Origin of the sequence: Aerococcus viridans (assembly GCF_002083135.2) — a bacterium.
GTDB lineage: Bacteria > Bacillota > Bacilli > Lactobacillales > Aerococcaceae > Aerococcus > Aerococcus viridans_C.
The window spans coordinates 955,218-970,947 of record NZ_NBTM02000001.1 but is presented as its reverse complement, the minus strand read 5'-3'; the positions used below and the strand labels follow the sequence as shown (position 1 = coordinate 970,947).

The 15,730-nt window shown below is 41.5% G+C and carries 12 protein-coding genes; all 12 read right to left on the bottom strand.

What is annotated here, in order from left to right:
* Nucleotides 1–408: 408 nt before the first annotated feature.
* The 12 genes from A6J77_RS04745 to A6J77_RS04690 all read right to left on the bottom strand — a co-directional run bounded on the left by A6J77_RS04745 (nt 409) and on the right by A6J77_RS04690 (nt 15,676).
* The gene (locus A6J77_RS04745) at nt 409–1,449 is read right to left on the bottom strand and encodes a Gfo/Idh/MocA family protein (protein WP_083068634.1); all 1,041 of its coding nucleotides are present in this window, start codon (nt 1,447–1,449) and stop codon (nt 409–411) included.
* Complete coding sequence (locus tag A6J77_RS04740) at nt 1,450–2,418, bottom strand: sugar phosphate isomerase/epimerase family protein (RefSeq protein ID WP_083068632.1); 969 nt, start codon at nt 2,416–2,418, stop codon at nt 1,450–1,452.
* A 48-nt stretch (nt 2,419–2,466) separates the two neighbouring features.
* Nucleotides 2,467–3,180, bottom strand: a complete 714-nt coding sequence (locus tag A6J77_RS04735) for a ThuA domain-containing protein (protein WP_083068629.1) — start codon at nt 3,178–3,180, stop codon at nt 2,467–2,469.
* 10 nt (nt 3,181–3,190) lie between these two features.
* Nucleotides 3,191–4,285, bottom strand: a complete 1,095-nt coding sequence (locus A6J77_RS04730; RefSeq protein ID WP_083068627.1) for a Gfo/Idh/MocA family protein — start codon at nt 4,283–4,285, stop codon at nt 3,191–3,193.
* Between the two features lie 114 nt (nt 4,286–4,399).
* Nucleotides 4,400–5,503: an ABC transporter ATP-binding protein gene (locus tag A6J77_RS04725; protein WP_083068625.1), complete on the bottom strand. Its 1,104-nt coding sequence runs from the start codon at nt 5,501–5,503 to the stop codon at nt 4,400–4,402.
* A gap of 129 nt (nt 5,504–5,632) precedes the next feature.
* Nucleotides 5,633–6,481 carry a DUF1189 family protein gene (locus tag A6J77_RS04720; RefSeq protein ID WP_083068623.1) on the bottom strand — a complete coding sequence of 283 codons (849 nt, stop codon included), beginning with the start codon at nt 6,479–6,481 and terminating at the stop codon, nt 5,633–5,635.
* 63 nt (nt 6,482–6,544) lie between these two features.
* Nucleotides 6,545–7,402: a sugar ABC transporter permease gene (locus A6J77_RS04715; protein ID WP_003143205.1), complete on the bottom strand. Its 858-nt coding sequence runs from the start codon at nt 7,400–7,402 to the stop codon at nt 6,545–6,547.
* A gap of 3 nt (nt 7,403–7,405) precedes the next feature.
* Nucleotides 7,406–8,743, bottom strand: coding sequence for a carbohydrate ABC transporter permease (locus A6J77_RS04710; protein WP_083068621.1), 1,338 nt, complete (start codon nt 8,741–8,743; stop codon nt 7,406–7,408).
* A gap of 168 nt (nt 8,744–8,911) precedes the next feature.
* Nucleotides 8,912–10,186, bottom strand: a complete 1,275-nt coding sequence (locus tag A6J77_RS04705) for an extracellular solute-binding protein (protein ID WP_083068620.1) — start codon at nt 10,184–10,186, stop codon at nt 8,912–8,914.
* Between the two features lie 153 nt (nt 10,187–10,339).
* Nucleotides 10,340–12,157 (bottom strand): glycoside hydrolase family 13 protein, encoded by a 1,818-nt coding sequence (locus A6J77_RS04700; RefSeq protein ID WP_083068618.1) that lies wholly within the window; start codon nt 12,155–12,157, stop codon nt 10,340–10,342.
* A gap of 136 nt (nt 12,158–12,293) precedes the next feature.
* Nucleotides 12,294–14,522, bottom strand: a complete 2,229-nt coding sequence (locus A6J77_RS04695) for a PTS transporter subunit IIBC (RefSeq protein ID WP_083068616.1) — start codon at nt 14,520–14,522, stop codon at nt 12,294–12,296.
* Between the two features lie 317 nt (nt 14,523–14,839).
* Nucleotides 14,840–15,676 (bottom strand): endonuclease/exonuclease/phosphatase family protein, encoded by an 837-nt coding sequence (locus A6J77_RS04690; protein ID WP_083068614.1) that lies wholly within the window; start codon nt 15,674–15,676, stop codon nt 14,840–14,842.
* Nucleotides 15,677–15,730: the final 54 nt, after the last annotated feature.

Genomic DNA, 15,730 nt, shown 5'->3' with positions numbered 1-15,730 from the left:
GTTTACTTTTGTGTACTTTATTTCCAGACTTATCTATATCTCAAATAATTTATAACTTTGTATAGGGAAAATCTATCGTTAAATCAAGGCATTATTGGTATGAATATGCTTTTAGCTGAACAAATGTCAGTCATCATATGTCACTCTTTCAGCACTCACTACTAATGCCTGAGGCTGGCGCTTTCCTAGCATGTCTTCGCAGTGAGTATGGATTTCTGACAACGTCAATCTGTTGGGCTTCAGCCCTTACAGATTGAAGAGTCAGAAAAGCCCTCGGGAAAAGTTCCCGAGGGCGATCCCTCTGCTAGTCGAGTTCTTCAGGGCAGACAGGAAGCACATCCTAATTTTAGGCAATGCTAGGAAAAGCATAAACCTACGGCCTATAAATTAATTTAATTAGTCATGTACTTATTTCAAAATACTATCAATTAATTGCATGACTTGACGAACTTCTTCGTTTTTGACGATGGGTTCTGCACCTGCTGTGACAACATCATAGAAGTTGCGGTAGAAGGAAGCGTTTGCTGGCTTGCTTTCTGGTAATGGTAAGGTCTCAGTGGCGCCATCAACTGGTGGTGCCATTGTTTTGGTCAAACCGACGCCTGCTCTAATCGGTGAGGGTTTATTTTCCACATCATTACCGGTTGCTCTCACGATGTGGCCGTTCATTTCCCAGTCTTCAATGATGGCTGTTCCTTGATTACCTTTGATATACCAGCGAGGCAGGCTAATAAAGTTAGTTGTCCCTACTTCAACATGGGCGCGGATGCCGTTTTCAAAGGTGATATAAGCCATAAATCCGTCGTCTACTTCGTCGCCGAGGATATAAGATAAGTCTGAGTGAACGGACTTGATTGGTGAATCTACTAGCCATAATAGTTGATCAAATAAATGGATTCCCCAGTCTAGGACCATACCGCCACCGTGGGCTTTTAGATGGCGCCAGTCGCCTGGAATGCCGTTAGCGCCGTGGACGCGTGATTCGATTTGGAAGACGTCTCCAACGGCTTGGCGTTTTGTGAATATGTCTTTAACTTGTAAGAAGTCTGGATCCCAGCGACGGTTTTGGTGAACCATGAGTACGCGTCCTGTTTCTTCAGATACGGCTATCATTTCGTCGAATTCTTGCGTATTCATGGCCACTGGTTTTTCACAAATTACATGTTTCCCTGCCCGCATTGAGCGAATAGCAAAATCCTTATGACTGTCATTAGGTGTAGCAATAAGAACAGCATCTACCTCTTGATCATCTAGAATAGCTTCAAAGGCTGGGTAAACATAAGTACCCGTTTCTTCCGCCACGTCTTTTCGTTCTTGGTCAATGTCATAAATGCCCACGACTTGTAGGTAGTCGGCTTCGGCTGCAATCAGGCCGTGGACATGGTAGGTCCCCATGCCACCGTAGCCGATTGTTGCGATATTTAATTTATTATTCACTTGTTTTGTCATCTATGCCCACCACATTTCTTGGGGTTGGTCTCGCATCATGACAGATTTTAGATTGGTAATGGCACGGTCTAGTCCTTCGTCTACTGACATAATTGGATCTTCGTGTTCAATTGATAGGACGTAATCGTAGCCGTAAATCCGTAATTGAGCCAACATTTGTGACCATTCGGACATCGGATGGCCTTCACCAACACTTCTAAAGGTCCATGCACGACTGGCAACATCTTGATAAGGTTGCATATCAGTTAGGCCGTACATATTGATATTGTCTTGGTCTAAGTAGGTATCTTTGGCATGGAAGTGGTTGATTGCGCCAGCTTTACCTAAAATTTTAATGGCTGCGACTGGGTCAATTCCTTGCCACCACATATGCGATGGGTCAAAGTTACAACCGATATTGTCCCCTGCTTCAGACCGTAAACGTAACATGGTTGCTGGGGTATGGGCTAAAAAGCCACCGTGCATTTCAATCCCGATTTTAACGCCCGCTGCCCCTGCTTCTTGGTTAATGTCCTTCCAGTAAGGGATTAAGACTTGGTCCCATTGGTAGTGGTAGGCGTCTGCATATTCCGTTGGCCAAGGAATGACCGGCCAGTTAACATGGGTATCTGTCGCGTTTCCGCCCCCGATACCTGAGAAGCCATTCACAACTGGCACGTTCATTAAGGATGCCAGTTTGATGGTTTTTCTAAGCAATTCATCGTGCGCTCGTGCTTGATTTTTATCTGGTGAAATGGGGTTGCCATGCGCCGATAGGGCTGAAATTGATAGTCCGCGGTCCGCAACTTTTTGTAGGTATTCTTTTCTTGCATCACTAGATGCCAAAAGGGTATCGATTTTCAAGTGTGCATCCCCTGGGCTAGCACCGGTACCAATTTCTACCGTCTCAAGCCCTTTTGCTGCTACTTGATCTAACATCTCTTCAAAGGATAAGTCATTAAATAACGGGGTAAATACGCCTAATTTCATAAAATCCTCCTATACTCATCTAATTTCTTTATTTCTTTATTTCAATTTTTAAACTTTACTATTTGTTTCAATAGGAAAGTGACCATATGTAGGCCTTTCAGTTAGGGGCGCTGCCCAGTGGACGGCATTTTTAATGACCCGCTGGATAGTTGGATGATAATAAGTTGGGAAGGTTTCATGCCCGGGCTGGAAGTAGAAAATCTTCCCGTTACCCCGGCGATAGGTCATGCCTCCACGGAATACTTCCCCGTTTGGATAACCGGTAATAAAAATCAGTTCATCCGGCGCTGGAACATCAAAGTGTTCTCCGTACATTTCCTCCTGGTCTAAATCAATCCATTCGCCCACGCCCTGGGTAATTGGGTGAGATGGATTCACATTCCACACCTTGGCAGAAAGACCGTCCTCACGCCATTTTAAGTCACAAGTCGTCCCCATTAATTTCTGGAAAATTTTAGAAAAATGACCTGAATGCAAGACAATCAGTCCCATGCCATCCAAAACGCGCTGGTGAACCCGGTCAACAATCTCATCTGCCACTTCACCGTGCGCCATATGTCCCCACCAAAGGAGGACATCCGTTTGATTTAAGACTTCCTCGGTCAAGCCGTGTTCTGGCTGGTCCAAAGTCGCCATATTGACTTGAAAGTCTACCGTTAAGAAACTGGCTAAGGCTTCATGAATCCCCTCTGGATAGACTGCTTTCACGTCCTCATCCGTCAATTCATGACGAAACTCATTCCATACTGTTACTCGAATCATCAGAATCCTCCTATTGATTTAGAAAAACGGGTTGTCCAGTTTTCGCTGATTGATAAATGGCTTCTAGAATTTCAGTCACTATCAAAGCTTCTCGCGGTTTTACAACCGGCTCTGTATCATGAATAATGGCTTGAATCCACTGCTTTGCTTCCAACACTTCGGGGTCATCAGCATCCCCTTCAAAGAAGTCAACTGCACCTGGGTCAACAATGACTTGCTTATCGAATAATAGGCCATGGTCTTCACCATTAATCGTTAACCCATCGTTCATATCCGCACCACCCTTAGTCCCGTGCAAGGTCGTTTTCGCCTCACCTGACTTAACGGTATTCAAGGCCCACGATGATTCTAGATAAATGCTCGCACCATTTTCCATGACGATATAACCAAAGGCTGAATCTTCAACGTTAAACTCTTTGGGATCCCAAGAGCCAAAGGCATTCGCAGCATTTTCTGTATCAGCTAATTTTCTATAAGTATTTCCAACTACGTATTTCGGCTGATAATTGTCCATCATCCATAAAGTTAGATCAAGTGCATGAGTACCGATGTCAATTAAAGGACCTCCGCCTTGCGCTTCTTCATCTAGGAATACGCCCCAAGTTGGTACCGCACGACGACGAATAGCATGGGATTTAGCGTTGTATATTTCACCTAATTGACCCTCTTGGCAGATGGCTTTTAGGTATTGGCTGTCCTTTCTAAAACGGTTTTGGTAGCCGATGGTTAATTTTTTACCGTTTCGTTCAGCCGCTTCGATCATCGCTCGACCTTCTTCAGCTGTTTTGGCCATGGGTTTTTCGCACATTACGTGGTTGCCTGCATCAAGCGCTGCAATGGATAATTCTGCATGCGTCGCATTTGGGGTACAGACATGGACAACATCCAATGTTTCTTCAGTAAGCATGGTTTGATAGTCCGTATAGACACGCGAATCATTATTACCAAATTTAGCCTTCCCAGCCAATGCTCTTTCCTCGATCAAATCACAAAAGGCCACCAAATCTACCCCTTCAACTTGAGCTAAGGCTGGTAAATGCTTCTGCATCCCGATGCCTCCGCATCCGATAATAGCTACCTTTAAATTTGTTACTGATTCTGTCATGTGAATCCTCCTTAAAATATTTATTTAGCAATCAATGCAACCGGTTTCTTTTATTTCTATAGAAAAAGGCACACACGATTTGAGTAAGATTCGCATGTACCTTAGTCGAGCTAGCTATTTAATCACTTTACCCGTTTCAACATCAAAGAAGTGCGCTTTGTTCATGTTAAAGGCAATCTTGATGGTTGAACCAACTTCATGGTAATCACGGGCATCTACAACCGCGATAAATTCTTGGCCATTTACATCTAAGTAAAGGATTGATGTTGCACCAGTTAATTCTGATACCGTAATCATTGGTTCTACAACTGTTTCTGGCGTTGCATCTAAAGCTAATTGTTCAGATTGCATATCTTCTGGTCGAATACCAAAGGTAACTGTTTTACCGTCATAACCTTTCTCGTCTAAAATACGACGAGTTGGTAAGGTTACTTCAAGTTTCGTGCCACCCTCTAAATGGATTTGGCCAGCTTCATACTTCACATCCACTAGGTTCATGGCAGGCGACCCCATAAATGCTGCTACAAAGGCATTTTCTGGGTTGTTATAAACTTCAAGTGGTGTCCCTACCTGTTGGATTTCACCTGCATTCATAATGACAATCCGGTCAGCCAAAGTCATGGCTTCTGTTTGGTCATGGGTTACATAGATGATGGTTGTGTTTAAACGTTTATGTAATTTAGCGATCTCAGACCGCATGTGAACCCGTAATTTGGCATCCAAGTTGGATAAAGGCTCATCCATCAAGAAGGCTTTAGGTTGACGGACTACTGCACGTCCTAAGGCTACACGTTGACGTTGCCCACCAGATAAGGCGGCTGGTTTACGTTCTAATAAGTCCGTTATTTGCAGTAATTCTGCCGCTTCATCCACGCGCGAATCAATTTCTTTCTTGTCTACCTTACGCAATTTCAAACCGAATGCCATGTTTTCACGCACAGTCATATGCGGGTATAGGGCATAGTTTTGGAATACCATGGCGATGTCACGGGTTTTAGGTGCCACATCGTTAACGACTTGTCCGTCAATGACCAAGTCCCCTTTAGTAATATCTTCCAAACCGGCTACCATCCGTAAGGTTGTCGATTTCCCGCATCCGGAAGGGCCTACGAAAACAATAAATTCGTTGTCTTTAATATCTAAATTGAAGTCCGTTACCGAAAACTTCTCCGCATTGTCGTATTTTTTATAAATATGATTTAATTTTATTTCAGCCACAAGGCATTCTCCTATCTTCAAAAATGCACAGTTCAATTGTCATTTTCTTAAACTTTTTAAAGGTGATACATGATCTATTTAAAGCATCTGGTCTAGGTTCAAACAGGCTTCAAAATCCTACTGGCTTGATTAAGCTTCTAACAGTTGAAATTCGTCCAAGGTTTGGTCGCGGAATCTTGTTTTCCACATGACTAAGAGCAGCATGGTCACTAGACCGATTGTTTGCAAGCTAGCCATTAAAGATACATCAAAGTTGTATAAACCGTAAGCCATAGCCAAGAAGGTCGGCAGTGATAGGGCGTTTAGGATTAAATTGATGGACTCTTTATAAGTTTCAATGGACGTAACTGGGCTCCCCTTGGTCATATAGAACATTAGGGCCGCAATCCCAACTAAGAATAGGTTCATGGCTAGGAATATCAAGCTGATCACACTCGAGAAGATCAAGACCACTAAGACGCGGTTTTGGTCTAACCATTGCTGGCTCAAGCTTTCCTGAATACCTGCTTGGTCAAGCCCTGTCAAGTCGAAGTCTTTAGTATAAAGGACCGTTGCCGTTGGCGCCCCGGCTTCCATTAAGACGAATTGATTCTCTTGGAAAATGAGTGCCGTTTTCCCGCTAGCAACCAGTGTCTCTAGCTGATCGTCTGCTAATCCAAAGGCGACGGTTCCTTCAGCGCTTTCTGAAACTACTTGTTGGCCGATCAGCATTTCTCCATTTTCAAAGGTGACTTGCTGGATCTCGGCTACCACTTGGTTATCTACAAGGGCCATGGCATTGGGATAGTAGTCGGTTACGGGAAACTCGGTCATATTGGCATAGTTTAAGGTTACTGGAATTGTCATCAATCCGTTTAAGAAGAGGATGACCAGCAACATTTGCCACCATTTGAGGTCATGGCGGTTAAACCAAATTTTGCTTGGTGTCCAAATACTCTTAAAGTAATTGATGGGAAATATTGCTTTTAACACGTTCATCGCCTATCTTTCTATCTGCTAATTGCTTGCTTAATCCGTAAGTTACTTGTGAAAAATCATGTATTACCCTTTCGTACCACCAGCAGTTAAACCAGATACAAAGTTCTTTTGTAAGTAGAAGAACATGATTGAAATTGGTAAGGCGATTAAGAGCGCCCCTGCCGCGAATAGGGTTACCCGTTGTTCACGAGGATTGGTAATAAATTGTTGTAACCCGATGGCTACGGTGTAATTTTCTGGTGAACGCAAGATGAAACGGGCTAGCATGTACTCACCGAATGGGGTCATAAATGCCCATAAGGCTTGCACTGAAATCATTGGACGCACTAACGGTAAGACGATTTGTCCAAAGGTCCGTAAGTGGCCTGCCCCGTCTAATTTTGCGGATTCATCTAGGTCAATTGGCACGGTATCAAAATACCCTTTCATCAACCATGAGTTCATTGGGATTGACCCGCCGACATAGGCGAAAATCAAGAACCATAATTTGTCTAGCCCCCCAACTAGTAAGGCCATAACGTAAAAGGCGGTCAAGGCTGCTGTTGTTGGAACCATTTGAACGATGATGAAGAATTTTAGGGATTGTTTACGACCTGCGAACCGGTATCTTGAGTAGGCATATCCGGCTAAGGTAATAATCGTTACCTGTAAGGCCATGGTAATCACCGCAACGATTAAAGTATTAATATACCACTGACCGTATTGGGTTTCTGTAAACAAGCGTTCAAAGTTACTTAGGGTAAACTGACCTGAGAAGTTCAAGTTAAAGGCAATTAAGTTTCCACCCCTGAAGGCTGATGTAATGGTGATCAGTAAGGGATAGATGATGATGATTGCCATAAAGACTAAGAAGGCATAGGTAAAGAATTGGGTCCAAAAGCGGCCGCGTTTTTGCGTGTTAGCTAATTTTTTCTCAGCCATGGCTTAATCCTCCATTTCAAAAGCATTGGTGTATTTAAAGATGATCAATGAAATCACAATAACTATAGTTGAGATGATGATGGTAATCGCGGATGATACGTTATATTGTGGCGATTGCCCTGTTGTCAACTTGTAGACCCATGAAATCAAGATATCTGTAGTCCCGGCATTGTTCCCTACTGAACCAGGTCCACCTTCATTAAATAGGTAAATCATTGTGAAGTTGTTGAAGTTTCCTGTGTATTGCGTGATTAATACCGGTGCCGCAACTGACAAGATATGCGGGAAGGTAATGAATCGAAATTTTTGGATTGGTGAAGCCCCGTCGATTGAAGCGGCTTCGTACCACTCACCTGGAATAGATTGTAAAATTGACGTGGTCAATACGTAAATATATGGGAAACCAAGCCAACCCTGGATAGAAATTAAGGCCACCTTGGTCCAGAATGGGTCCGTTTTCCAGGCTAGTGCTGGAATTTCCAAGAATGGGATAAAGTTATTGATAAACGGAATGACCTGGGAGTTGATGGCTCCGGCAGATGGGTTGAACATATTTGAAAAGGTTAAGATTGAGATGAAGGCTGGTACCGCCCATGGTAATAGCAAGATAACCCCGAAAAAGCGACGGAATTTGATGAATGGTTGGTTCATCAGAATCGCTAGGAAGATGCCTAGACCTACTTGCAAGGTTGTAGCAAATAGGGTCCAAATGACGGTCCATGAGAATACGGCACCGAATGTTTCTCGGTAGGTTGTTAGGGTAAAGATTGAATTAAAGGTCTCAAACCCTGTCCACTCGATTAATTTAGCGGGTGGAATGTGTTGAAAGTCGTAGTTGGTAAATACGATTAGGATCGTTACTACTACTGGGAACACAATGGCAAATAACATTAAGATATAGGCTGGGATGGTTAATAGATAAGGGAAACCTGATTCGTAAAGGTTATTTAAGATATCCTTGGCTGATCGGTTGACCTTGTCTGGGTTGATGGCATTTAGTTTAGCCACATTGCGCGCATCCCACATTTGTACGGCGTAGAAAATAAAAAAGATGACAGTTATTAATAATTCAAGTACCCCTTCAATTAATAAGAAGAGGGAATGATCTTCACGAGGTGTTACACCTAGGGTAATTAAGCCATTGAAGGCATCAAACCCAAAGCTGAATAAGTGGAGAATGTATAAGGCAAAAATCACTAAAAAGATGACGCCTTTAAGGACTTGCTTGTTTACAAATTGCCCACCACCAGGGATGATTGAGGCCAAAGTCGCTTGATTGATACGACTCTTTTGCTCAGAAGTGAAGTTCACTTTTTTTCTTTCTTTTGCAGTTTTAACCACTGCAACCAACTCCTTCACTAGAAAACCATGACAAGTATCATAGATTCTTTTTGTTTAATGGTTCATTACTTAAAAATTTATGCCACTTCTTATAATAAGAAGGATGGCTCAGCGATGATTACTAAACCATTAGCTAAACCATCCTCAAATTTTTTAAAGGGGTGTCACTTAGTATTTTTGTGCAATATTGTCTGCAATAACTTGTACCGCGTCGTCTGCTGATTGTTGTGCAGATTTGTTGCCTGATACTGCATCAAACATCATTGTTTCAGCACCTGTCCAAACTTCAGCCATTTCTGGAATATTTGGCATTGGTACAGCATCGTTATATTGCTCGATAACAGCGATAGCTAATTCATTTTCACCGGCATCCACAATTGCCTGACGGGCTTGTTGGTTAGCTGGTACTTCTGAGTTAAATTCATGTAGGCTATTCATATTTTCTTCAGTCGTTACATATTCTAACCATTGTTGTGCGGCTTCTTCATTTTCAGTATAACCTGAAATAACCCAGCCCTTACCACCACCGAATGTTTGGTAAGCTTCCCCATTTGGCAATGTTGGGATTGCAGCAACGCCGTAGTCAACGCCACCTTCTTGGTAAGAAGCTGCAGACCATGGTCCGCCGATTACTGCAGCTGTACTGCCAGAGATGAAGGTTTCATCTACGAAGCTACCAGCTGAAGTTGTATCTAACATACCTTCTGGCCATTTTTCGTACCATGTTTGTGCATATTCAATCCCTTCAACAGCACCTTCAGTATTTAAACCGATGTCAGCTGTATCAGTACCATCTTGCCCGAAGATGTAGCCACCGTAACCAGCAATTAAACCGTAAGCAGAGTAGAAGTCTACCCAGTTTGCTAAGAAGCCAGTGTTTTTGCCTGATTCAGAAGAGTAGTCATATGCTGAATCTTCTGATAAGGCTTCCAATTCTTCAAATGTTGTTGGGGCAGTATCGATTAATTCTTTGTTGTAGTAAAGGACTAAGGCTTCAACTACATAAGGCATACCGTAAATTTCGTCATTAGCTGTTACTTGACGCTCGTCTGTTTCGTCATAACGACCATCATCTGGCAGTGTTACTGGTAATAAATGTCCTTGAATACCTAGGTTTCCAATCCGGTCGTAAGGGGCGATTGTCACGTCTGGCGCAATCCCTGCCGGACCATCTAATGAAAGTGAATCTAAGGTTTCGAACATTTCACGTTCAACAACTTCAACGTCAATCCCTGTCTCTTCTTCAAAGGCTGGGGCAATTTCGTTTACGTAATCTACATAGTCAGCACCAACTGATACTTGTAAGGTACTACCGCTTGCGCTATCTGATCCGCCATCTGAACTAGCAGATTCTTCGCCACCATTCCCACATGCTGCAAGCACTAAAGCAGCTGACGCTGTTACCAAACCAAAGGCTGTTTTCTTCCACTGCAATTTACTCATTTACTTTTCCTCCTAAAATATAAATACCCATAGTGTAATCGCTTACACGAATTATTGCATATGATTATTTTCTTCGCAACCGTTTTCGTATAAGTTTTAAAAATATTTTTTTACTTTTAATATATTGCAAAGTATCTTTTAATGTCGACTAGCTTAATTTACACTAACCATGTAGGTTCCCGGTCTCACTTGAATGTAACCGCCTTCAACTTCTGCAAGGTTTGTGAGGACAATTTTTGTATTTTTATCTAGACCTATCTGCAGGTCTTGATTACCCTGGTTAAAATAGGCGCGCAAAGTTTGTCCTCGGTAAGTCTTTGTAAAGGCTAAAATTCGCTCACTAGGCAAGTCCTGTGACCAGTCTAGGGTCCCCAAGTTGATGAGGTCACTATAGTTCCGTCGCATTTGAATCAGGTCCTTGGTAAATTGCCACATCGCTTGGTCTTGCTTGTCCTTTTCCCAGACCATACATTTGCGATTATCAGGGTCATTACCGCCATCTAAGCCGATTTCTGTACCATAATAGATGCAAGGTGTCCCCGTTTGTAAGAACATAAAAACGAGTGCCGATTGCACCTTATCTCTGTCATAGTTAGCCCTTGTCAGGATTCGGTCTGTATCGTGGGAATCCAGTAAGTTAAATTGAACCTGATTGGTTTGTGCCCGATAAAGCATTCGCTGACTGGTTATCCTGTCTATAAATTGTCGATTAGTCATAATGTTTTCAATTGTATGATCCTTTACTACAGGTCCAAAGAAAAAGTCTTTGATTTGGTCTGTCAGCGGATAATTCATAATGGCATGGAATTCATCCCCTTCAAGGAATCGTTGAGCTGAATGCCAAATTTCACCTACAATATAGAAATCTGCCTTCAAGTTAACGCAAGTTCGATGGAAATCTTTCCAAAATTGATGGTCTACTTCATTGGCAACATCTAATCGCCAGCCATCGATATCAAAGGTTTGAATATAGTGACGAGCAACCTCTAGTAAGTATGCCTTAACTTGTGGATTGGCTGTATTTAATTTAGGCATATGTGGTTCGAACGCAAAGGTTTGATAAGTTAATTGGTGACGGTCAAACTGTTCACCACCACTGTAATCAACTGCTTCAAAGGCTTTAACAGGGAATTCTTGCACATAAAACCAGTCGCTATAAACCGAATCAGCTTGATTGGTTAATACATCCTGCCATTGATTAGAGGTATAGCCAATATGATTAAAAACAGCATCTAACATAACCCTCATACCGCGAGCATGAGCTTGACTAACCAGTTCCTTCAATATTTTAGGATGACCAAATGCTGGGTCAATTGTCATATAGTCATTAGTATCATATTTATGATTCGTGTCACCTTTAAAAATAGGCGTTAAATAGATACCCGTAATCCCCAAATTCTCCAAGTAGTCCAGATGATCGATAATACCTTGTAAGTCACCACCGTAGAAATCATCGTGACGCGGATGTTTTCTAGCGCCCCAGGGCAAAGTGTTTTCTGGATCATTGGTAGGATCTCCATTCGCAAACCGTTCAGGAAAAATCTGATACCAGACCGTATCCTTCACCCAAACTGGTGTTTTTACTCGGTCAATTTCATGGAAGTATGGCAGACGAAAATATGCATTTACTTGTTTCAAAATATCATGATCATCTATTGGATAAACCCCTCGATCACAATAAAATACTTGCTCGCCATCATTACCTTGAACACGAAAAGCATATGCCAAACGATTAGGCGCTAATTGCCATTCACACTGCCAAAAGTCATGTATATCACTAGTAGCCACCTTAGTCATAGCTTGACCTGTCTGATACCAAGCTTCTGAATAATGTAAATAAGTATCTCCAGCTAATAAATTTACTTTTACCACATCATCTTTCTTTGTACGCAAGCGGATATGAACAGTATCTTCCGTATATAAATAAGCAAATTCACTTTCTGGACGATGGTATAAAGCTGCTAAATCCAATAGTGTCCCTCTTTTCTCTACCCTACTTTGATTTTAATTATTTCCCATTTTAGAAAACGCTTACATTTGTGATTAGAAAAATAGCTAATGGCTTGTTAACCATTAACTATCTTCCTACTATATGTTGATTTCTGTCTTAAGAAAGAATCTCTCCTGCTTTCTGGCCCCCATCAATTTGTTGATCAGCTTCAGACAAGTCAATTCGATCAATAGCATCTGAGTTGGTTACCACTACGATAACTGTTTTTTCTTTACCTGCTTCTTCAACCGCTCGTAAGTTAATTTCACCAATCACTTGTCCAGCAGTTACTTCTTGATCTACCTTAATTGTTAGACCAAAAATTTCCGGGTCAAAATTATTTGTATCAATACCCATATGTACTAATACTTCTAGACCATTACTTGTTTGAATACCAATTGCATGATGACTTGGGAAAATCGATACAATTTTACCTGCAACAGGTGCGTAAACTTTCGCTGAGGTTGCGCCCTCTTTCGGCTCGACAGCGTAACCATCTCCCATCATTTTTTCTGAGAATACTGGGTCATTTACAACAGAAATATCCAATAATTGCCCAGATACTGGTGCAAAAATAGCTGTCTTTTGACCAGACGCCGTACCTTTTCCAGTATTATTAGCCGGTTTATTGACCTTTGTTTTCCCTGTCACCTTGTCTGATGGTGCCGGAATAGCAGTACCAGCGTCCAACAAGTCGTTGATGTCAGATTTTAAGATGTCAGATTTTGGTCCGTAAATGGCTTGGACTCCGGTACCGCGAACCATTAACCCCATAGCACCAGCTGCTTTCCAATACTCATCGCTAGCTACTTTTTCAGTGTCCTTAACTGTCACACGTAAACGCGTCATACATGCATCTACAAAGTCGATATTTTCTTTACCACCTAATAGGTAGATAACGTCGGCAATTTGTTGCTCGCTCGCATTTGAGGCAATCGCTGAAGTTTGGCCATCAGTTGCTTTATCAGCTTGTTCAGCCCCCAATCCCTCTTCGTAGTTACCTAAACGACCAGGTGTTGCGTATTTAAATTTCTTAATCATGAAGTTTGCAATAAAGTATGTTAATACACCAAATACCAGTGTCACCAAGATGAAGTTAATCACGTCACCCATAATACCAGCTTGCGCTGATAATGGGATACGGGTCAAGAATTCAATAGTCCCGAATGAATGCACGCGTAGGTTTAACACATCCGCCATAGCAAATGCCGCTCCTTGAATCACCGCATACACCACATATAAAGGCATAGCGATGAATATAAACATGTATTCCAATGGTTCAGTTACCCCAGTTAGGAAAACAGCAGCCGCAGCTGAAATGAACATTGGTTTATATTTATCTTTCTTATCTTGGTCAACATTGCGGTACATAGCGTATGTAAGACCCATCAAGATACCTGAAGAACCAATCATTTGCCCCACTTTGAATCGTGCAGGTACCCAATTTTCTAATACATATTGATAATTTTGCGTATCGCCAGCATTGTTGAAGTTTGCCAAGTCTGTTGCCCAAGCTAACCATAATGGATCTTGACCAACAACCTGTGCACCCGCTTGCGCACCTGTTAAAATTTCATATGTACCACCAAGTTCGGTGTAGTTAATTGGAATAGTTAACATATGATGTAAACCAAATGGTAATAGTAACCGTTCTAATGTACCGAAGATAAACGGTGCTAAAATAGGCGCAGTATCTTGAGATGAAGCAATCCATTGACCAAATGCATTAATACCTGATTGAATTACTGGCCAAACTACAGCTAATCCTAAAGCTGTTGCTAAAGCCCATACAATCACAACAAATGGTACAAAACGCTTCCCATTAAAGAAAGATAATACTTCCGGTAGCTTACGATAATTGTAGTATTTATTGTAGGCACTTGCCCCAATAAAACCGGAAATAATCCCTACAAATACCCCCATGTTTAAAGCTGGCGCTTCTAGAACACTAGTAAAGTAGCCATTTACAGGAATCGTTTGACCAAATACCGTGCTTGTCACAGCAGCAGGATCAGCTAACATTTCAGCTGTAACGCCAAACAAGGCACCTGTAATCCGGTTAATTAAGACAAAAGCAACAGCTGCCGCAAAAGCCCCTCCTGCACGTTCTTTAGCCCAAGAGCCACCAATTGCAATGGCAAATAATAAATGTAAATTACCAATAATGGCCCAACCAATTGATTCTAAAACGCCACCTGTAGTAACTAAAAAACTAATATTTTCAGCAAACAAGGGAATGGTCTTACCAATTGAAATCATTAAACCTGCAGCTGGCATTACTGCAATAACAACCATCAAGGCCTTCCCAAACTGTTGCCAAAATTCAAATGTAAACAGTCTCTTCATTTTTTTTGCTCCTTTATCCAAACTATTTGTTAACGGTTTCATATCTCAAAGTGAATTATACACTGTAAAACGTTTTCATGCAACCGTTTGCATCATTTTTTTCACTATAGCAAAAAAAACCGCGAGAATCTCCCACTCTCACGGTCCTTTTAAATGTTTTATTTAATTAAAAAGTACTTCCATTCTTCATGTTGCTTCTAACATTTATTAGCTTTGTATACTGTAACTGTAGATAACTCAAAAAAGCGAGCTACTGATCATGCTAATATTGTCATATTTACATACATATTTTCAATATTTATCTTTATATTTAGCTTCTAGTCAATCGTTTCTACTAGTACACCTGAGTGGTCTGATACGGCTTGCTGACGGTCGCCATCAAACACAACTTCGGATTTCTTTACAGCTACCCCTTTTGGCACAAAGATATAATCAATCCTGATTTGTTCTTTAAGCCCGGTCCAGCCACCGATTTCTTTCAATACTGTCGGTCCACCGATAGTTTCTTCTGCAATCGTATATGAGTCTGTAATAGGAATAGCCGTTGACACCATGTAGTCATAACCATCTGTACCGGCAGGATTATTAAAGTCACCCATAAAATAAATTGGTAACTTAGTTCTAGTTAGGTATTTTTCAGTTTCTTGCCATTCATAATGAAATTCTTCATTGTTTTCCCCGTGCCACCATGAGAAGTGACCAGAAACCGCCATAAAGCTTTCGCCATTTGATTTAGTGATCTTAGCCGTAAGAATACGACGAGTTTTATAGTCATACCAATTATGACTTTTTGACACGTTATAGCTAGTGACGCTATCAATCGGGTATTTTGATAAAATCGCTACACCCTCTTGCATTGTGTCATGCGCTATATGAGTCATAGCCCACGCCCAATAGTAGGTTTTGCCTAATTCCGCTAATAATTCTACTAAACGCATAGCAAAATTATCTTCTTTAACATTCACTTGCCCATCCATAGGGACAAAGTTCACGATATTATTAACGTCTACTCGATGTCCAAAAATTTTCTGATTTACTTCTTGTAAGCCCACTACATCGATATCCCACTCAGCAATCGATTGCGCAATAAAAGCTAATTTTTGATCTTGATCATTTTCACCATAAGAATGAGTATTTAATGTTAACAGTTTCAACTAAATTAACGCTCCTTTTTATTCATTTTGATATCAGTAACTTGTCTATCAAAT

Coding starts and splice junctions, on each gene's coding strand:
- A6J77_RS04745 (WP_083068634.1), bottom strand. CDS start 1,449: ATGACAAAACAAGTGAATAATAAATTAAATATCGCAACAATCGGCTAC.
- A6J77_RS04740 (WP_083068632.1), bottom strand. CDS start 2,418: ATGAAATTAGGCGTATTTACCCCGTTATTTAATGACTTATCCTTTGAA.
- A6J77_RS04735 (WP_083068629.1), bottom strand. CDS start 3,180: ATGATTCGAGTAACAGTATGGAATGAGTTTCGTCATGAATTGACGGAT.
- A6J77_RS04730 (WP_083068627.1), bottom strand. CDS start 4,285: ATGACAGAATCAGTAACAAATTTAAAGGTAGCTATTATCGGATGCGGA.
- A6J77_RS04720 (WP_083068623.1), bottom strand. CDS start 6,481: ATGAACGTGTTAAAAGCAATATTTCCCATCAATTACTTTAAGAGTATT.
- A6J77_RS04715 (WP_003143205.1), bottom strand. CDS start 7,402: ATGGCTGAGAAAAAATTAGCTAACACGCAAAAACGCGGCCGCTTTTGG.
- A6J77_RS04705 (WP_083068620.1), bottom strand. CDS start 10,186: ATGAGTAAATTGCAGTGGAAGAAAACAGCCTTTGGTTTGGTAACAGCG.
- A6J77_RS04695 (WP_083068616.1), bottom strand. CDS start 14,522: ATGAAGAGACTGTTTACATTTGAATTTTGGCAACAGTTTGGGAAGGCC.